This window comes from Hugenholtzia roseola DSM 9546, assembly GCF_000422585.1.
GTDB lineage: Bacteria > Bacteroidota > Bacteroidia > Cytophagales > Bernardetiaceae > Hugenholtzia > Hugenholtzia roseola.
Genome location: NZ_KE383881.1, coordinates 143057 through 161739, shown reverse-complemented (window position 1 = coordinate 161739; position 18683 = coordinate 143057). Strand labels below are relative to the sequence as shown.

The 18683-nt window shown below is 43.8% G+C and carries 16 protein-coding genes; 7 read left to right on the top strand and 9 right to left on the bottom strand.

What is annotated here, in order from left to right:
• The first annotated feature begins 51 nt into the window (after nucleotides 1-51).
• The 4 genes from G500_RS25165 (at nucleotide 52) to recO (ending at nucleotide 3574) form a co-directional block, all read left to right on the top strand.
• On the top strand, nucleotides 52-1227 hold the full coding sequence (locus tag G500_RS25165; protein WP_027003053.1) for a DUF6089 family protein: 1176 nt from the start codon (nucleotides 52-54) through the stop codon (nucleotides 1225-1227).
• A 301-nt stretch (nucleotides 1228-1528) separates the two neighbouring features.
• Nucleotides 1529-2284 (top strand): type IX secretion system protein PorG, encoded by a 756-nt coding sequence (porG, locus tag G500_RS0114345; protein WP_086047924.1) that lies wholly within the window; start codon nucleotides 1529-1531, stop codon nucleotides 2282-2284.
• Between the two features lie 76 nt (nucleotides 2285-2360).
• Nucleotides 2361-2870 carry a sterol desaturase family protein gene (locus G500_RS23615; RefSeq protein WP_086047923.1) on the top strand — a complete coding sequence of 170 codons (510 nt, stop codon included), beginning with the start codon at nucleotides 2361-2363 and terminating at the stop codon, nucleotides 2868-2870.
• Nucleotides 2871-2884: 14 nt separating this feature from the next.
• Nucleotides 2885-3574 (top strand): DNA repair protein RecO, encoded by a 690-nt coding sequence (gene recO, locus G500_RS0114335; RefSeq protein WP_027003051.1) that lies wholly within the window; start codon nucleotides 2885-2887, stop codon nucleotides 3572-3574.
• A 322-nt stretch (nucleotides 3575-3896) separates the two neighbouring features.
• Here recO and G500_RS23610 read toward each other — a convergent pair whose 3' ends face one another.
• Nucleotides 3897-5426 (bottom strand): oligosaccharide flippase family protein, encoded by a 1530-nt coding sequence (locus G500_RS23610; RefSeq protein WP_035757493.1) that lies wholly within the window; start codon nucleotides 5424-5426, stop codon nucleotides 3897-3899.
• 47 nt (nucleotides 5427-5473) lie between these two features.
• Nucleotides 5474-6478, bottom strand: a complete 1005-nt coding sequence (locus tag G500_RS25160) for a DUF4178 domain-containing protein (protein ID WP_051203656.1) — start codon at nucleotides 6476-6478, stop codon at nucleotides 5474-5476.
• Nucleotides 6479-6792: 314 nt separating this feature from the next.
• Here G500_RS25160 and G500_RS0114315 point away from each other — a divergent pair, with 314 nt between their 5' ends.
• Entirely contained in the window at nucleotides 6793-7446 is a 654-nt protein-coding gene (locus G500_RS0114315) for a phosphatidylserine decarboxylase family protein (RefSeq protein ID WP_027003050.1), read from the top strand.
• Between the two features lie 173 nt (nucleotides 7447-7619).
• Here the strand turns inward: G500_RS0114315 and hemE are convergent, their stop codons facing one another.
• From hemE to porD, 5 genes are all read right to left on the bottom strand, one after another.
• Nucleotides 7620-8687, bottom strand: a complete 1068-nt coding sequence (hemE, locus tag G500_RS0114310) for a uroporphyrinogen decarboxylase (protein ID WP_051203653.1) — start codon at nucleotides 8685-8687, stop codon at nucleotides 7620-7622.
• 198 nt (nucleotides 8688-8885) lie between these two features.
• Entirely contained in the window at nucleotides 8886-9107 is a 222-nt protein-coding gene (locus G500_RS0114300; protein WP_027003048.1) for a DUF2795 domain-containing protein, read from the bottom strand.
• 465 nt (nucleotides 9108-9572) lie between these two features.
• Nucleotides 9573-10943, bottom strand: coding sequence for a DUF349 domain-containing protein (locus tag G500_RS0114290; protein ID WP_027003047.1), 1371 nt, complete (start codon nucleotides 10941-10943; stop codon nucleotides 9573-9575).
• 304 nt (nucleotides 10944-11247) lie between these two features.
• The gene (locus G500_RS0114285; RefSeq protein ID WP_027003046.1) at nucleotides 11248-12018 is read right to left on the bottom strand and encodes a 3-hydroxybutyrate dehydrogenase; all 771 of its coding nucleotides are present in this window, start codon (nucleotides 12016-12018) and stop codon (nucleotides 11248-11250) included.
• A 54-nt stretch (nucleotides 12019-12072) separates the two neighbouring features.
• Nucleotides 12073-12948: a type IX secretion system protein PorD gene (porD, locus tag G500_RS0114280; RefSeq protein ID WP_027003045.1), complete on the bottom strand. Its 876-nt coding sequence runs from the start codon at nucleotides 12946-12948 to the stop codon at nucleotides 12073-12075.
• Nucleotides 12949-13549: 601 nt separating this feature from the next.
• On the opposite strand from porD, the gene pruA reads away from it, so the two are divergent.
• Together pruA and G500_RS25760 are read left to right on the top strand one after the other, a co-directional pair.
• Nucleotides 13550-15178, top strand: coding sequence for an L-glutamate gamma-semialdehyde dehydrogenase (gene pruA, locus G500_RS0114265; protein WP_027003044.1), 1629 nt, complete (start codon nucleotides 13550-13552; stop codon nucleotides 15176-15178).
• A 91-nt stretch (nucleotides 15179-15269) separates the two neighbouring features.
• Nucleotides 15270-15410 carry a hypothetical protein gene (locus tag G500_RS25760; protein ID WP_154657167.1) on the top strand — a complete coding sequence of 47 codons (141 nt, stop codon included), beginning with the start codon at nucleotides 15270-15272 and terminating at the stop codon, nucleotides 15408-15410.
• On the opposite strand, the gene leuS is transcribed toward G500_RS25760, so the two are convergent.
• Together leuS and G500_RS26040 are read right to left on the bottom strand one after the other, a co-directional pair.
• On the bottom strand, nucleotides 15407-18205 hold the full coding sequence (gene leuS, locus G500_RS0114255) for a leucine--tRNA ligase (protein WP_027003043.1): 2799 nt from the start codon (nucleotides 18203-18205) through the stop codon (nucleotides 15407-15409). The two genes, G500_RS25760 and leuS, sit on opposite strands and share 4 nt — an antisense overlap.
• A 102-nt stretch (nucleotides 18206-18307) precedes the next feature.
• A partial coding sequence (locus G500_RS26040; protein WP_211220163.1) for a hypothetical protein occupies nucleotides 18308-18683 on the bottom strand: 376 nt, incomplete at its 5' end.

The window sequence follows — 18683 nt, the reverse complement described above, 5'->3', positions numbered from 1 at the left end:
CCCTTGCCAAAACCTTTGCCTCTCACCTTCATCGTCAAATCCTTATCATTTATGAAAAAAATAGCTTTTTTGCTTTTTTCCCTTTTCCTTCTCTTTGCCTTCATGATAGGTTCAGACCAGCAAACTGCAAAGGCACAGGTAGGGAAAAAGTATTACTACAAGAAAAATACACCCCTGCGCGGTCCGCACGGACACAAGTGGGTATGGTCTAAAAGACGCGAATATGTAAGTGTAGGCTTGAATATCAATGCCATGAACTATTTTGGCGACATCACGCCGCGTCCGGGCTTTTGGAGTACAGACCTGCGCTTTACACGCCCCAACATTGCCGTTTTTGTGCAGAAAAAGTGGCGACCTCAATTTTCTACGCGCCTTGCCTTCCATTGGGGCAGACTCCTTTCGGCAGATACAGTAACGGCAGACCCTACAAATTCGCACGACGTATATCGCTATATCCGCAATGCGCATTTCAGAAATGATATATTTGAACTTTCGGCTACTATGCAGCTCGATTTGATGAGTGCAGAACGCCTCAACAAAGAATTTTACCGTCGTCCGAAAGAATTTATCCCCTATTTAGTAGGTGGGGTGAGCGTTTTCTACCACAACCCCAAAGCGAAAGCACCCGCAACAGGCATAGGCGACGACCCTGTGGATTGGGAGCCGGGCGAATGGACTGCGCTACGCAACTTAGGCACAGAGGGACAAGGCAGAGGCACTTATTACACCTACAATGGCGTAGATGTGGCAGAAAGAAACCTACCTTCTAAAAACTACTCGGCTATTCAAGTGGCTTTTCCTTTGGGTATCGGCGTTCGCAAAAAAATCTCTAACCGCATCGACATTGCCTTTGAAGTATCTTATCGCTTCCTACTCACCGACTATTTAGATGATGTGAGCAAAAAGTACGTAGATATGAGCGTCTTTGGCGACGACAACTTGGCACGCGCCTTTCACGACCGCTCTTTGGAAGACAACCGCCTTTTGCACCTACAACAAAAATATCAGCAGGGCGAACTTGCCTATTTGCCTAACCTTTACACCTACCGTGGCGAACGCGACGGCAGAGAGTATCAGACCTTCGACGGTTTTGGTAGCGACCCTTACCCTCAATATTGGAGCATCAGAGGCAATAGCCGCGACAACGACGTGTATATCCTAACAGGTTTCCACTTTATTTACATCATTCCGCCACATGGCGTAAGGTGTCCTGTTCGTTTCAGATAGGAAATTTAGAAATTTTCTACACGAAAACTTGCGATACAAAATTTTACATTTCCTTTCTATTGCAGCCTTTGTTTTAAAAAACTATTTCAAGACTTTGTCGGAATGACCTATTTTTCTATTCCGACAAAGTTTTTTTATAGCCCTAAAAATCTTCGAAAGGGACATTTTTGAAGTAGGTGCTTTCAGAATAATCACTAAAAACATATCAAATTTCGCTTTTTTATACCTAACTTAATATTACCTCTTTTGAAAAAACTATACACTTTCTTTTAAGTAATCTTTAATTTTATTCGCATTTTACATGATGTCCTTCTCTGTTTTGGCTGCCCTTGTTGGCTTTTTAAGAAATAACACCACTTGGCTTAAAAAAAATACTTACCGCCTTTCTGTCCTATTCCTTTTGGGCTTTCTGCTGCCTACCTCGCTTTCGGCACAATGGGAAGTAGGCGCAACGCTTGGCACGCTGCATTACACAGGCGATTTAGCCCCCCAAATACGTCCCCTCGACGCTCGTCCTGCCCTTTCGGGCTGGGTAAAATATAATTTTTCGCCTACTTTTGGCTTGCAAGCAAGCCTTTTGGGAGGCAAACTTCACGCCGACGAGCGCGAATCAGACGATAATTTTCAAGCCATACGCGGTAGCGCCTTTGATGCAGATGTGATAGAAATTGCCATTCGTATGGAATACAATTTCCGCAATTTTAGAGCCTTATCGGAAACCAAACGCCTTTCGCCCTACCTCTTTTTGGGCGCAGGCGCAAGCCGTTGGCAAACCAAGACCAATTACAGCAACAACGCCCAAATTACACAGGGGCTTGTCCTGCCCTACGGTTTGGGGATTCGATACGCCCTGCCTTATGGCTGGAACATTGGCGCAGAATTTGGCGCACGTTTTACCTTTACCGACCAAATCGACGGCTTTGCCTCTGATGCCAACTTACCAAAGTTTCAGTTTTTTAACCCTGAAAACAACGACATTTACTACTTTTTTGGCATCTCCTTAGCCTACTCCTTTGATAGGGTACTTTGTCCGCAGCGTTTCAAGAAAGGCTATTGAAGTCAAACTTTTTAATAAGTTTCGAGTTCTATGATTTGAAAACGCAAAAAATTCGAACCTTATTCCCTACTTTCTGATGGCAGTTTCTCTTCAAATCTTGGTTATTATCCTGACCGCAGTCGCGATGGAAGGAATCGCTTGGGCTACTCACAAATACTTAATGCACGGGGTTTTGTGGTTTATTCACAAAAGTCATCACACGCCGCGCAAACATTGGTGGGAAGTCAATGATATTTTTGCCGTCTTTTTTACCCTACAATCGGTAGCCTTTATTGTAGTAGGGTGGCAGGTGCAAGAATGGGCGTGGCTCTTTCCCATTGGCGCAGGTATCGCGCTTTATGGCATCTTCTACGCCATTTTTCACGACGTTTTGGCACACAATCGCGTGCCTTTCCTGCGCTTTAAAATCTCAAATTCCTACCTAAAACGCATCATTCGAGCGCATGGCGTGCATCATCGCTATCATAGCAAAGAAGGCGGCGAAGCCTTTGGCTTTCTCTACGCACCTGCCAAATATGAGGCGAATAACAAGGACGCAAATCGTCAGGATTTGAAAAATACAACAACCGAACCCCTTACCTCTTAACTTGGAAATCATACATGCTCGAAAAAACGGCTGGTATCGTGTTGGGCTATACCCCTTACGGTGAAAGTTCTATTATTTGCAAAATTTTTACAGAAAAATTCGGAAATAAAAGCTATCTAATTAAGGGGGTGAAACAAAAAAGTAAGGCGGCACAAAAAAAATTAGCCCTCTATCAGCCGCTTTATATCTTAGATTTGGTCGTCTATAACCGCCCCAATAAAGGACTAAACTATATTTCTGATGCCCAAATTTTGTATGCCTACGCCGAACTGCCTTTCGAGATTCGCAAAACTACCATCTCACTTTTCCTAACAGAGGTACTGCGAAAATGCTTGCAAGAAGAAGAAAGACAACCCGACTTATACCATTTTTTAGTACAAAGTTTTACAACCTTAGACCAACTGCCTACACAATACGAAAATTTCCACTTACAATTTTTGCTCAAACTCATTACTTTTTTAGGATTTGGCATAGAAAAAGTGCAAGATTTATTAGAGATGGCACCCAACCATTTTCCCTTAGATGAAGAAGGCTTGCTTTATATGGAACTCCTTTGGCGTTCGCCCTATCAGGAGGCAATTCCTCCCATTAGCCTGCGACAAAGGCGTATTTTATTGGATAGCATTTTGCGCTTCTACAAAAGCCAAATAGAAGAAATGCACTTTTTGCGCTCGCTGCCTGTACTCAAAAGCGTTTTTGAGTAAGCCTGCCGACTGCTGTTGTAACGACAAAAGTTCAAAATGCACCCTGCTACAAAGGAAGATAATGTTAATTTCTGGGCGTTGTTGCAACGATAAAAGTCTTAAATGCACCCCACCCCAAACCCCAGTAATGTTAAGTTCTGTAAAAAGCCTTATTTTGTCAAAGTTTTGTCAAATTAGAAATGAAATAAAATTTGGGCTGAACCCAATTTTTGGGTTTGAAAAACCTTTTTTATTTCAATCTCACTTCGGACAAGGCAGTGCCTTGTCCCTACATTTGAATCTATTTTTTAGAATTTTACATCATCGTATCCTATCATCAAGTTTATGACTTTTTTACGAAAAGATAACTCACTATTACAAAAATAAGCAATACAAAATTAGGTAAAATATAATCTACGAATTGTATAGAAGTATAAATTTCTCTTTGTAAAAAATGAAAGTATAAAATAATGCTACAAGCAACGCCTATTAACACCAACATGCGCCCCCAAGGATAGGGAATTGGAAAATAACGCTGCCCCAAAAAATACGCCGTTAGCAGCATCAGGGCATAACTCCCCAAAGTAGCCCAAGCACTGCCCATATAGCCCAAATGAGGAATAAGGGCGTAATTGACTCCAATTGAAACCAGTGCGCCGATTAGTGTTGTGTAGATGCCCAAATAAGTACGGTCTGAAACTTTAAAAGCTACTGAAATATTGTAATAAAGTCCTAAAAAGGTATTGGATAATAACAAAATTGGCACAATTTCCAGTCCTTCTCTATAATCAGGGCGCGAAATAAGCCACTGCGCGAGCCAACCAATATTAAGGCTCACCGCTACAAACATTGCCAAACAAGCCCATAAAAAGTAAGTGGAAATAGTGGCAAAGGTCTGTGGCGAATCCTTGTCGGCGGCTTTGGCAAAAAAGAAAGGTTCGGCAGCATATTTAAAAGCCTGCACCGCCAAATTGATAAAAATGGAAAACTTGTAGCAAGCCGAATAAATCCCAACGGCATCAAGGCTGCTGCGCCCTTGATAAAAATTAGGCGGCAGCCACCACTCCAAAAATGTCCTATCCGCCACGCTCATCACGCTATATGCCAAGCCTATCAATAGGATAGGGTAGCCATAAAGCCACATTTTTTTCCATAAATTGGGCAGCCAAACCCAACGAAAACGCCGCCATTCGGCATAGAGCAAGGGCAGAAAGCAAAAATTAGCAATTAGATTGGCTAAAAAAACATAACCAAGTCCTAAATTGGGGTCATAAAGCCAATCGGCTAAGGGTTTCAGCCCTTCAAAGGCAGTTCCTTCGGCAGCATTTTTTAGAAAATAAAGGAAAAAATAATTAAAAAAAACGTTTAGTACGATATTGAAAGACTTAATAAAAGCAAACTTTTTCGCCTTATTTTCCAAGCGCAAACGCGCAAAGGGAATCGCCACCACTGCATCGATGGCTAAAATCAGGGCGAACCAATAGAGGTAATTTTGGGCAGAGGGATAGCCTAAAAAAGTCGCAATTTCAGGGGCAAAAAAGAAAAGAAGGCTCGAAAAAATCAGGCTACTAAGCAAAAGCGAAGTTAGGGCAAGATTGAAGACCTGTTCGGGCGAGGCTGTTTTTCCTGCTGTATCGTTTGTGTTGTTTTGTTTGGCAAGCGTAGCAAAACGAAAAAACGCCGTTTCGAAGCCGTAGGTATAAACGACGTTTAAGAGGACTGCATAGGCATAAAAAACCGAAACGATACCATATTCTTCGGGTTTGAAGATGCCTGTGTGGAAAGGCACTAAGACGTAGTTTAGGAAACGCCCCAAAAGGCTGCTCACGCCATAAATAGCGGTGTCAGAAGCTAATTTTTTGAGAAAGCTCATAAAAAAGAGATAAAGAAAAGAGGCACTGTGCCGATAAAGGCAGCAAGTTAGTCAAAATCTTGAATCCCTTTGAGCAAAATATTGCTAAATTCATAAACCGAAACGCGCTCTCCGATAAGGGCGCGATAGCCTTGATTTTGGTCGTAAGTTTCGAGGCGTAGGATTTGGTCTTGTGCCTCATTGAAATATTCCCATGCCATGAGCTTGGTTACGGGGTTCGGCAGGCTCATATCGAAGCAAAAGCCCTTACGCTGCGGCTCTCTATAAAAATTCTGCTCTTTATAGGCTAATACATTGCGCGGTTTTTGTTTGGTTAGGATTTCCTCTTCTAATTCTTCATCTAAAAGGTGAATGTTTATTTTTTGTGCCACAAAGACCTCCAAATGTCCGCCTTCTTTTTTAAGGTAAAGAGTCAGACTTTGGGCTTCCATTTCAGAAACCAACTTAAATTCGCGCAGACTTTCGCCATCTTCCCAATCGTATTGCCACTCTTGGGCTACCCGCCAAGTTTTGAAGTCGTAGTCTAAGAGGCTATCCATTTGCAGGTGTTCGAGCGAAGGATTGAGCGCGTCTTTGAGGGCAGGCTTCAAAGGGCGCGGACGCAGGGGCGGCAAGCTGGGTTTGCTGCTGACAATCGGATGTGTGCTTTTCAAATTGCGCTCTCTATCGGGGTGCGCATAGGCATGCTTGCGCAAATAGGCTTCCGATTTGGTTTCGTATTTGATAAGCAAATCTTTCATAATCGTTTCAGCGATTTGATTATTATACTTTTGTACCATACTCGGAATACGCGCCAAATCTATGAGCCACCAGAAGCCGAAACCGCCAGCCGTAAGCCAATAAAAAAGTTGGGAAATCCATTTATTCAGATAAGCATAATGCGTACCCATGACCAAAAGGTGCAGAATATAGGAAACCGAAGTAGAACGTGCTTGGCTGGTATAGAGGTGGAAAAATTCTTCTTGCGCTGCCTGTGGCATTTGAGAAAGCTGCACGCCTACACTTAGGGGCAACTGCTGGACTAAATTGGGAGGCAGGGTTAAGTTGCTCATAATCAACGAATTGTATCGTAATAGAGAAGATAAGGATAGACAATTTTTGAAGTGTGCCGCCTTTCTGCAAGGCAGCCGCAGTAGCCAATTTGGGGCATAAGTTGTTTTTCTTAAACGAAAATTACAAGCTATGAGTTTAGTTTTGGGCTAAGAAAAGCTCGCCTTTACATTTTTTAAATCTTGATGTTTTGAGATTCGTTGTAGAAGGCTTAAATTTGCCGCTTCTTTCTTTGAAGAACTTGCCTCAAACCCCATTCTTAGCCTCCTTTTGGCAGCACGCTCGAATTTGCTTTTTTACACCAATCCCAACTCTTATGACTATTCACCGCGAAGGGTATCCCTCCTTATTGATAACCACCTTAGCTCTCGCCGCTCTCATTGGCGCAGCACACTACTTTACCGAAAACGTCTGGATTCACAATATCGCCATCGGAATAGGATTGTTCTTTTTCTTGGTTGTGTTGCAATTTTTCCGCAACCCAACTGTCGTGATAGAAAAAAATGAAAACCAAATCTTAGCTCCTGCCGACGGAAAAGTTGTCGTGATAGAGGAAGTAGAAGAGCCTGAATATTTCAAGGGCAAACGCAAACAGGTTTCAATTTTTATGTCGCCTATCAATGTGCATGTCAATCGCAACCCCATTACAGGAAAGGTAAAGTTTTTTAAATATCACCCCGGTCTTTACTTAGTCGCTTGGCATCCAAAGGCAAGCACCGACAACGAGCGCACCACTGTTGTATTGCAGCACCGCAGCGGAAAAGAACTACTGATGCGACAGATAGCAGGCGCACTTGCGCGTAGAATTTGTTGGTATGTAAAAGAGGAGCAAATTGTAGAGCAAGGACAAGAATTTGGCTTTATCAAATTCGGCTCACGTGTGGATTTGTTTCTTCCCTTAGATGCCAAAATTGAAGTTGATTTACAGCAAGTTACGAAGGCAGGAAAAACGGTTATCGCTACTTGGTAGCCCAAATTTGTAGAGGAAAATATTATCTTGTCCGAAGTTGGATTGAAGCAAAATCCAAAACAAACCCTAAGTATCTTTACGACGCTTAGGGTTTAATTTTGGGTTTAAATTTTTACGAAGGTCGAAAAAAAAGAACACAAACAGTGGCAAAACGGCAAGCGCGGTTTCGAGTCTTAAAAACCCTTGACCGTATCGATAAAACATTTCACCTTTTCCCATTCCGTATCGGGATACACGCCATGCCCTAAGTTGGCAATATGTTTCTGCCTGCCAAATTCGATGAGCATCTGGCGCGTCATTTTTTCTACTTCGGCAAAGGAAGCATACAAAGCACAAGGGTCTAAATTGCCTTGTAAGGTCTTTTCACCTGCTAAGGCACGCGATTCGGCAATGGGCATTGTCCAATCCAGCCCCACCACCTGACAATCTAAATGAGCAATGTCCTGACGCGCCGCCACTGCGCCTTTGGCAAAAATCGTCTTGGGGACTTGTGGAATTGCCTGACAAATTTTTTGCAAATAAGGCAAGCTAAAAATGCGATACTGCTCCAAAGAGAGCAAACCTGCCCAAGAATCGAATACTTGTAACAAATCTGCACCTGCTTCTACCTGCAAACGGAGGTAAGTTATCGTCGTTTGGGTGATTTTTTCTAAAAGCGCGTGTGCCAAATCGGGCTGCGTATAAAGCATTTTTTTGGCTTTATCGAAAGTTTTAGAGCCTTTGCCTTCTACCATATAAGCAAAAATAGTGAAGGGTGCGCCTGCAAAACCTATCAGCGGCACGCGCCCTGCTAAGGCTTTTTTGGTGAGCGCAATCGCTTCAAAGACATAACTTAGGCGGTCGGCAACGTCTATTTGAGTGGGGAGTTTGTCTAAATCTTCAACCGTTTGGATTGTGTTGGGAAAATAAGGTCCCCTTTTTTCTATCATCTCATAGGGCAGCCCCATCGCTTCGGGGACAACCAAAATATCTGAAAAAATAATAGCCGCATCTACGCCCAAAATATCAACGGGCTGCAAAGTAACTTCGGCAGCTAATTCGGGCGTAGTAACCAGCTCGATAAAACCCGAAAGCCGCTCACGCACAGCGCGGTATTGAGGCAAAATACGCCCTGCCTGTCGCATGACCCAGACGGGGGGACGCTCTACCTGTTCGCCTTTGGCAGCACGAAGGAGCAAGTCGTTTTGCAGGCTTGTAGCAGCCTTATTGGAAATAGCAGTAGAATTTTTTTGTTCAGACATGATTGCATTTTTTGAGCAGCTACAGAAAAGCCCAAGCCGCCTACTTTTGAAAAAGCGATAAAAAAAGAGCGCGTTTTTTGGCTTCACAAAAATAGGAAAAAAAATGAAAGCAGGCTTTTGCAGCGTCGCCAAATCGCACCTTTTTGGGTAGGGAGCTAAAAAAAACTAACATTTCCCAAAGAAATGTTAGTTTTTCGCTTAGTATTCATCTTCGTTGAAAAAGAAATCCTCTTTGGTGGGATAATCAGGCCAAATCTCCTCGATGCTTTCGTAAGGCTCGCCATCATCTTCCAAATCTTGGAGGTTTTCTATGACTTCCATCGGCGCACCTGTGCGCGTAGCGTAATCGATAAGCTCATCTTTGGTGGCAGGCCAGGGAGCATCTTCTAAATAAGAAGCAAGTTCGAGAGTCCAATACATACGTTGGCAAGATTTTAAGTGAAATGATAAGGACAATAGAAAAAGGAAAATCAAGATAAAAAGGCACTCTTTTTCAGGGCGGTTCGAATAAAGTGCGCAAAGATACGACCTTCGAGCTATTGTTTGGGGAATAATACTCTTTTTTTCTTACACAAGCAAGTTGTACCTATTCTTTGGGTGTAAAATATTTTGTTTTTTTCGTTTCCTTCCTTGTGTAGATAGGCAAGAGCAGCGAAAGTTCCAAACCTTATACCAAAAAGTCAAAAAGCGTTATTTTTCTTTCTTATCATAAACGCCAAAAGCGCGTTTTGGTTTTCCTTAGCGGCTTTTACTACGATAAAAAAAACAAAAAGTTGCCTTTGTTTTTGTAGCCGAACCACAAAAGAAGCCCCAATAAAAGGCTTTTCCAAAAATACTGCCTTCTATTGGAGCTATGAACAAAGCCTCCGACAACCACCTTATCTCTTAATAATAGTGATTGGTGAGTAAGGCTTGAAAACGCTTCAAGATACGTTTTTCGGTCTTGATTTTATTGAGCGTGTTCATGTATGAAAGTTTGAGGGCTTCATGGGCAGGATTGCGCATTTCGAATTGAGGTCTGCCAAAAGAGTCGGTCTGGACACCGCGCGTAATTTCTTGCAGTTGTGTTTCGTCGTCGCGAATGGCATCTTTGAGGAGTTTGATTTTGAGTTTGACCTGCTCAAAACTCGTCTTTTCGGTATAGCCCTCGAAAGTTTGTTTTACCTGCGCTTCCAAAAAGGCATGGGTAAAGATTTCGCTGCAAGTAGAATGAAAGCGGTGGTTGTATTCCTTGTCAGATTCATTGTCGCGGATAATGCCCATTTGCTTCCACTCGGCTTGTAGGGTCTTGATGTCTTTGAGATTGATGGGCTTAAAGTTTTCGTTTATATCCTCGACAAACTTACAAACGTCCTCTTTTCGCTTCAAAATACCCGCAGGCGTAGTAGGCGTGGGCTGTAAGAAAATCTTGTGGGGACGCGGTTGCTGCCTTTTGCCAAAACCTCGTCCGCCCTGCTCTTGCATGGCTTTGTTATTGAAAAAGTCGTCTATTTCGCGCTTGTAACGCTTCCATAGTTTGAGGTATTTCCACTTCGAAATTTGCCCTACTGTTTTCCAATCGCGCTGCAAGGTAATGACACGCGCCCGCATTTCTTTCTGCTCCTCCTCGCCGACACGCTCCAGACGGCGGTTGATGTGTTCTAACTCCTCAATAATCTTGGTATAAAAATCTACGCGGTGGTCAGATTCCTGCCTTTCGCGCTCGAAGAAGTCTTTGCGGCGTTTGAAGAAGTGATTGATAGCCTCGTCGAAGCGTTCTGAAAAGGCTTCCTCATTGTCACCGATACTTCCTGTGCGTATCCATCGCATCTTGATTTCACGCATTTTCTCGGTTGTTTCTTCCCAATCGCTGCTCTCTTTGAGTTCTTCGGCTTCCATCAAGAGTTGCTCCTTAATTTGCTTGTTCTTGATGCGATTGTCTTTGATGTAATCTACAATGTAGTTCTCGATGCTCTCGATTTGCTGGAGTAAGGCTACGAAATCGCCTAAGGCATTGTAGCTATGTAGGTGTGTGCGCATGTGGGTGAGCTTCATCAAATAAGAGCCTTTGTTGCTCGTTTCTTTGAGTTGGCTTTCCAAAACTTCTAATTTTTCTTTGAACTTGTCGTAACGGTCTACAAAGTATTGGATACTGGCTTCTTCTGTTTCGCGAACTACGCCAATCTCTCTATCAGGCAAATCTAAGTAGCCTTTCAAGAATACTTTGCCGTCTTTCACGTATCCGTATGGATTGAGATTGTTTAGATTTTTAGTCATTTTCTAATGCTTTTTGTGGTGGTCGGAGGTTGAAGTGGTGAAAATTTTAAAAAAGGGTACAAAGTTCTTGCCTAAGTAAGAAATTTGCCTTTATACAATCGCATATTGAGAATACCAAAATTACGTATTTTTTTCAAAAAAGCAATTCCGAGCGCAAAAATATACGCAAAAGGACGAAAATTGTTACTACCAAACCTTCTCACTGCATCAAAGGCAGCGAAAAGGTTTGGAAAAATGAGGTCTTTTGTTGCAGTTGTTTTTATCCGACTTTTAAACCAATTTTGCGCAACTTCTTTTGGGCTACCTACTGCGCCGTCCAGCCGCCTTCAATGGGCAGAGCTGCCCCTGTGAGGGTCTTAGAGCTTTCCGAAGCGATAAGCAACGCCATATTTGCCAATAATTCCACTGAAACAAAGTCTTTGACGGGCTGTTTGTGGAGCATAATTTTTTGTACCACTTCCTCTTCTGAAATGCCATGCGCTTTGGCTTGGTCTTTAATCTGCCCTTCTACAAGGGGCGTAAGCACATATCCAGGGCAGATGGCGTTTGCCGTAATGCCGTAAGGCGCACCTTCCAAAGCCAAGACCTTTGTAAGCCCCACCACGCCATGTTTGGCAGCCACATAAGCAGACTTAAATTCGGACGCACGAAGCCCATGCGCCGAAGCAATGTTGATAATCCTACCAAAACCACGCGCCTTCATGCCCTTCCAAACGGCTTTGCTGGTATGAAATGCCGATGTAAGATTGATGCCGATAATCATTTCCCAACGCGCTTCGGGGAAATCCTCGACAGGAGAAACAAACTGAATCCCTGCGTTATTGATAAGCACATCTACACCGCCAAATTTTTCCTCTGCCTGCGCCACCATCTGGCGAATTTGCTCCCCTTCAAGCATATTAGCAGGTGAAAAAAGCGTACCTACCCCAAATTCCTGCCCCACGCCTTGCGCAATTTCCTCGCCATTTTCCTCCAAACCATTAAAGACCACATTATAGCCTGCCGCCGCAAATGCGCGTGCGATACCCAAGCCAATGCCACGTGTGCTGCCTGTGATGAGAGCTGTTTTTGCCATTTTCTAAGATTTTGTTTAAAAATGAATAATAAAATTGATGTACTTTCTCTAACGCTACTTGGTCAGTTGGCGGTAGCGGTTGCCATTGCTGGGGTCTAATTGCAGCAAAACCGTAGCCGCTTCTTGGCGAATGGCAGGCTCTGCACCCATAAAAATTTGTATCAATTCCTCGCCTTTGGTATTGAAAAAGGTCTGCAATAGAATAGAGTTGGGCTGAATACGGGCGATATTGGGAAACTTTTTAAGCAATTTCAATATTTCGCTACGTGCTGCCAACGGATTTTCGCCCATCTTATCCAATGCCAAGCGGTGGTAGGTGTAAAGCCCTTCTCTGAAATCTGCATATTGGGGGTTATTTAGATTTTCGAAAAGCCAATAACGCGAGCGCACATCACTGCTTGCTGTCCAGCCTTTTGTAGGCAAACTTTGGGCATTATTGATAAGATTTTGCAACTTTTCGTAATAAGGATTGCCACCCAACTTCGAAAAAGTGTCGTAATCGAGAGCCAAAATCAAATACGCATAGTACGCCAAAAGTGCAGGCAGTGGCGGTGAAGGTGCATTTTCTACAAAGTTCATTTGGTCGCCATTGCGATAGCTAAACTCGAAAAAGTTGTCGAAATAATCTAAAACAGGCGATTGGTAATTTGTACCATAAATAGGGCGGCTATACTGAATTTGCCCTTTTCCCGAAAAAAAACCTTGTTCGGGCGTAGTCTTTTTGTCTAAGGTGAGCAGCAGCGTACAATCGATGCGCTCGGCTTCCAAAAATTCGTCGCTTGTCCAGACGGTAGTATTCAAAAAGGTCTCGATGGTGCTTTTGAGTTGTGCTACCACCTGCCTATCTTGGGTCTGCACCTGCCCGTCGTTGATGATGACGTTCCAACGCAACTCTTGGGCAGATAGGCTAAAAAACGAAACTGCCCACAAAAAAAGGGCAAAAAAGGAAGAAATTAAGCAGCTATTTTGAAAAATCATAGGGCGGGCATCAATATTTTTATCTACAAAATGACAAGCAAAGATACTCTTTTTTTTGGCTTGATGCAAAAAGCAGCGCACGTAACAGTGTAAAATATAAAGTTAGGCAGCAATATAAAAAACTTAGTATCTGTAGGAAGCGATTTTGTTGCATGCAATCCCATGCAATAAAAGTTATTAAAACTATTTAATCTATACACCGTTTCTGTTTCAATCTCACTTCGGACAAGGCAGTGCCTTGTCCCTACATTTACAGAAATGTTAAATTTTACAAAACCTTATCTTGTCAATTTTTACGAAATAAAATTTGGCTTAAACTCTACTTTGCGCCTCCCTGCATCATTTTATTTCAATCTAATTTAGGACAAGGCAGTGCCTTGTCCTACATTTCATCTGTTTTTTAGAATTTAATAGGGCTGCTTTTCAGCTCGCAAAGCGATTTTGCCACGCCTTCGAAGCCGCTATCTTGGTAGCAAGTGAAAAAAGATGTACCTTTGCTTTTAGTCATTCGCTTTTTCACAGAAGCCATCACACACCTAAAACACCGCTTTTTATGTCTAACGCGATATTCCGAATCCCCCCCCCGAAGAATGAACCTGTTTTGAATTATGGGGCAGGCTCGCCCGAACGCAAGGCACTACAAGAAGCTATCGCCGCTTTTCGCGCTACCCTTACCGATATTCCCATGTACATTGGTGGGCAGGCAGTTAGAACAGAGCAAAAAGTAGCCATTGCGCCGCCTCACGACCATCAAAACGTTATCGGCTATTTTCACAAAGGCGACAAGAGCCACGTAGAGCAAGCCATTCGCGCCGCCCTGCATGCCAAAGCGGAATGGGAAGATATGGCTTGGGAAGCACGCGCCGCCATCTTTTTAAAAGCCGCCGACCTTTTAGCAGGTCCTTATCGCGCCAAAATCAATGCGGCAACGGTATTGGCACAGTCTAAAAATGCGTATCAAGCCGAAATAGACTCGGCTTGCGAATTGATAGACTTTTTGCGCTTCAATGCCTATTATATGCAGCAAATTTATAGCGAACAGCCTATCTCTTCGCCCCAGATTTGGAATCGTTTGGAGCATCGCCCCTTAGAAGGCTTTATCTTTGCACTTACGCCCTTCAATTTCACCGCCATTGCAGGCAATTTGCCCGCTTCACCTGCCCTGATGGGTAATGTAGTAGTTTGGAAACCTGCTTTCACCCAAATCTTTTCCGCTGCCGTCATCATGGAAGTTTTCCAAAAGGCAGGGCTGCCTGCGGGGGTTATCAACCTAATTTATACCGAAGGCGTAGATACAGGCGAGGTCATCTTCAACCATGCCGATTTTGCAGGGATACACTTTACAGGAAGTACAGGCGTTTTTCAGAATATATGGAAAACTATCGGCAATAATATTCACAAATACAAATCATACCCACGCATTGTAGGCGAAACAGGGGGCAAAGACTTTGTGGTTGCCCACCACAGCGCAGATGCCAAAGAAGTAGCCGTCGCCTTAGTGCGCGGAGCTTTTGAGTATCAGGGTCAGAAATGTTCAGCCGCCTCACGCGCCTATCTGCCTGATAACCTTTGGGCAGAGATTGAAAAGGAAATGAAAGCCATGCTTGCCGAAATCAAGATGGGGTCGCCCGAAGAATTTGGCACTTTTGTCAATGCCGTTATCGATGAAAAATCTTTTGACAAATTGGCAAAATACATAGACAATGCGAAAAAAGATGCAAATGTAGAAATTATTGCAGGCGGAAACTACGATAAATCTGTGGGCTATTTCATCGAGCCTACCGTCTTGAAGGTAGCCGACCCGATGTACGTAACCATGTGCGAGGAGCTTTTTGGTCCCGTGCTGACGATTTATGTCTATGCTGCGGACGACTATGAGCGCGTTTTGGAACTCACCGACAAGACCTCGCCCTACGCCCTAACGGGTGCGCTTTTCGCCAAAGACCGCTACGCCCTCGAATATGGCATCAAAAAATTGCGCCATGCAGCAGGCAATTTCTACATCAACGACAAGCCCACAGGAGCAGTAGTAGGGCAGCAACCTTTTGGGGGCAGTCGCGCTTCGGGTACAAACGACAAAGCAGGTTCGTATCTCAACCTACTCCGCTGGGTAAGCCCACGTGCCATCAAGGAAAATTTTGTGCCGCCTACCGATTACAAATATCCGTTTTTAGAGATTTAAAGCCTATTTAAAGACCATTTAAAAAGCCCACAGACCAAAAAAAAGTCTGTGGGCTTTTTTGCTTCAATCGCTTTTGGGAATATAAATAGCAATGAACAAACGATTTTCAGTTTTATATTTCAATCTTATCTATGCAGACAAGACAGTGCCTACGGATAAGGCGAACAAGGCGAACAAGGCGAACAAGGCAGTGCCTTGTCCCTACATAAATGCAAAGCAGCTTATTTTTTAGACCACTAAATTGATAATTCTTTTGGGTACAAAAATAAACTTTTTAGGCGATTTCCCTTCTAACCATTTCTGTACTGATTCAGATTGTAGTACAATTTTTTCGGCTTCGGCAGCACTGATGTCGGCAGCAAGGGTGATTTTATCGCGCACTTTGCCATTGATAGAAATGGGGTATTCTATCTGATTTTCAACCAGATAACGTGCCTCGAAGGTAGGAAATTTTGCCAATACAATGCTATCTTTTTTGCCCAAAGCATTTTGCCATAGCTCCTCGCAAAGGTGTGGCGCAAGGGGCGAAAGCAAGACCAAAAACGGTTCTAAGATAGCGCGTTTGTGGCATTTCAAATCCTGCAATTCATTGACACAAATCATCAAGCCGCTCACTGCGGTATTGAAAGAAAGCCGCTCGATGTCGTCTTCTATCTTTTTGATGGTCTTGTGCAAAACCTTCAATTCGGCTTCGGTGGGAGCTTCTTCGGTGAGCAAAAGCGTATCGCGGTCGTAGAAAAGTCGCCAAACCTTGCGCAAAAACTTGCTCACACCCTCGATGCCGCTTGTATCCCAAGGCTTTGAAAATTCCAAAGGACCTAAAAACATTTCATATAAACGCAACGTATCGGCACTGTATTGGCGCACGATGTCGTCGGGATTGACAACGTTGTGTAGGCGTTTCGACATCTTTTCTACCTGCGAATCGCAGTAAAAATTGCCATCTTTCGAGAACACAAATTCGGCTTGTGCGGCTTCGCTGCGCCATTTTTTATACTTGGCAATGTTCAAAGTGTCGTTTTCTACAAGTTCAATCCAGACGTGTAACTGTTGCAGATTTTCTTTCTCTTCTTTGGTATAATTTTTTACCAAATCGGCAGAAATATACTTGTTTTCTTCCTTCAAACGGTATATCAGGCTCGACTTGCCTTGAATCATACCCTGATTGACTAACCTTTTAAAGGGTTCTTTAAAGGCAATATGCCCTCTATCGTACAAAAATTGTGTCCAGAAACGCGAATAGAGCAAATGCCCTACGGCGTGTTCAGTGCCACCTACATACAAATCCACCTGATTCCAATAATCGGTGTGGCTACGCGCTGCAAATTCGCGGCGGTTGTCGGGGTCTTGATAGCGCAAGAAATACCACGAAGAGCCTGCCCAACCGGGCATGGTAGTGGTTTCGTACTCATATTTACCCTTGTATTTCCAATCTTTGGCGCGTGCAAGGGGCGGCTGTCCGTCGGCTGTGGGACGGTACTCGTCGATGGTAGGCAAAAGCAAAGGTAGCTCCTCCTCTTTCAAAGGCTTGGGAATACCCTCTTGGTAATAAATCGGCATAGGTTCGCCCCAGTATCTTTGGCGACTAAAAGCGGCATCACGCAAGCGGAAATTAACCTTTCCTTTGCCAACACCCTGACTTTCAGCGTGTTCTATTGCCTTTTGTATCGCCTCCTTTACTTCCAAACCATCTAAAAAGGCAGAATTGACCATCTTGCCTTCCTTTTCAGAATAGGCTTCTACGACATTGCCGTTTTCATCTACCTGCGTCTTATCGAGTACCTGCACAATCGGCAAATTGAAATGCGTAGCGAAGCGAAAATCGCGCTCATCAGAGGCAGGAACGCCCATCACAACGCCTGTACCATAGCCCGACAAGACGTAATCGGCAACCCAAATCGGCACTTTTGCACCCGAAAAAGGATTCAGCGCATAACTACCCGTAAAGACTCCCGAAACGGTCTTGACCTCCGCCTGACGCTCTCTTTCCGACCTATTTTTAGCATACGCCACATATTGGGCAACAGCCTGCTGCTGCTCTGCCGTCGTAAGTTCGCTAATTATCTCTAATTCAGGAGCTAAGGCTAAATACGTAACGCCGTAAATCGTATCGATGCGTGTGGTAAAGGCAGTGAGTTTTACCCCACCTTGTAGCTCAAAATCAATCTCACAGCCGTAGGATTTTCCTATCCAATTGCGCTGCATTTCTTTGAGGGCATCAGACCATTGTAAGTCTTCGAGGTTTTCTAAAAGGCGGTCGGCGTAGGCGGTGATGCGCATCATCCACTGCTTCATCAGTTTGCGCTCTACGGGGTGTCCGCCGCGCTCGGAAAGACCGTCTTTTACTTCGTCGTTGGCAAGCACCATACCTAAGGCAGGACACCAATTGACGTAAGCATCAGCCAAATATGCCAAGCGGTAGTGCATAAGCCTATCCGATTGCTCTTTTTCGGAAAAATGCTGCCACTCGTGAGCAGTAAAAAGAGGTGTATCTTCGTTGCAGGCGGCATTGGCGTTGGCGTTGCCTTCCTTTTCGAAAAGGGCAATTAGCTGACTGATGGGCTTTGCTTTTTGCTCTTTTTTATCAAAATAAGACTCAAAAATTTGTATAAAAATCCACTGTGTCCAACGGTAATAGTCGGGATTCGAGGTGCGGATTTCTCTGTTCCAATCATAGTTGAAGCCGATTTTGGCTAATTGGGCTTTGAAGGTATCGATGTTTTCGGCAGTGGTTAGGGCGGGGTGTTGCCCTGTTTCGATGGCGTACTGTTCGGCGGGGAGTCCGAAGGAATCGAAGCCCATGGGGTGTAGCACGTTGTAGCCTTTGAGCTTTTTGAAGCGGCTAAAAATGTCGGTAGCGATATAGCCAAGGGGGTGTCCCACGTGCAGACCTGCCCCCGAAGGGTAGGGAAACATATCCAAGACGTAACACTTGGGCTGTGAGCTGGCATCTTCGGCGCGATACACTTGGCTATCCTGCCAATAACGCTGCCATTTGGGTTCGTACTCTTGCGGATTGTAGTCCATGCGCAAAAATGGAGAGGGTATAAGGTGAAATATTAAGCACTGCAAACTTACACATTTTTTTACGCCCTGCAAAAAACAACCGCCCAAGGGAGCTGCACTTGGCTATGCGAGGGTTTTTAGGTGGTTTTCTACCCATTGCAGGTTTTGTCTAAAATTGTGATAAGTAGGAAAATCTTTTACCAACTCTTGATAAAGTTTTTGCCCTTGCAAATAATACTTTTTGGCATTGGCAATATTATTTAATTTTTCTTCTGTTTGACCTAAATAAAGATAAGATACTGCCAAACCGTTTTTAAAGCCCACATTACTCGGATAGGCTTCATAAAGTTCTCTTTCTAAACTATTGTATTTTTCAAAAAACTGTAAAGCCTGTTCCAAATTGCCCAAACTGCTCTGCGTGTTACCTAAATATTGGTAGGAAATCGCCAGTCCATTTTTAAAGCCCACGTTGGAAGGATAGGATTCAGAAAGTTCTTTT

Bases quoted from the DNA above. Each gene is read 5' to 3' on its own strand.
- G500_RS25165 (WP_027003053.1), top strand. From the start codon at position 52: ATGAAAAAAATAGCTTTTTTGCTTTTTTCCCTTTTCCTTCTCTTTGCC.
- porG (WP_086047924.1), top strand. From the start codon at position 1,529: ATGATGTCCTTCTCTGTTTTGGCTGCCCTTGTTGGCTTTTTAAGAAAT.
- G500_RS23615 (WP_086047923.1), top strand. From the start codon at position 2,361: ATGGCAGTTTCTCTTCAAATCTTGGTTATTATCCTGACCGCAGTCGCG.
- recO (WP_027003051.1), top strand. From the start codon at position 2,885: ATGCTCGAAAAAACGGCTGGTATCGTGTTGGGCTATACCCCTTACGGT.
- G500_RS23610 (WP_035757493.1), bottom strand. From the start codon at position 5,426: ATGAGCTTTCTCAAAAAATTAGCTTCTGACACCGCTATTTATGGCGTG.
- G500_RS25160 (WP_051203656.1), bottom strand. From the start codon at position 6,478: ATGAGCAACTTAACCCTGCCTCCCAATTTAGTCCAGCAGTTGCCCCTA.
- G500_RS0114315 (WP_027003050.1), top strand. From the start codon at position 6,793: ATGACTATTCACCGCGAAGGGTATCCCTCCTTATTGATAACCACCTTA.
- hemE (WP_051203653.1), bottom strand. From the start codon at position 8,687: ATGTCTGAACAAAAAAATTCTACTGCTATTTCCAATAAGGCTGCTACA.
- G500_RS0114300 (WP_027003048.1), bottom strand. From the start codon at position 9,107: ATGTATTGGACTCTCGAACTTGCTTCTTATTTAGAAGATGCTCCCTGG.
- G500_RS0114290 (WP_027003047.1), bottom strand. From the start codon at position 10,943: ATGACTAAAAATCTAAACAATCTCAATCCATACGGATACGTGAAAGAC.
- G500_RS0114285 (WP_027003046.1), bottom strand. From the start codon at position 12,018: ATGGCAAAAACAGCTCTCATCACAGGCAGCACACGTGGCATTGGCTTG.
- pruA (WP_027003044.1), top strand. From the start codon at position 13,550: ATGTCTAACGCGATATTCCGAATCCCCCCCCCGAAGAATGAACCTGTT.
- G500_RS25760 (WP_154657167.1), top strand. From the start codon at position 15,270: ATGAACAAACGATTTTCAGTTTTATATTTCAATCTTATCTATGCAGAC.
- leuS (WP_027003043.1), bottom strand. From the start codon at position 18,205: ATGGACTACAATCCGCAAGAGTACGAACCCAAATGGCAGCGTTATTGG.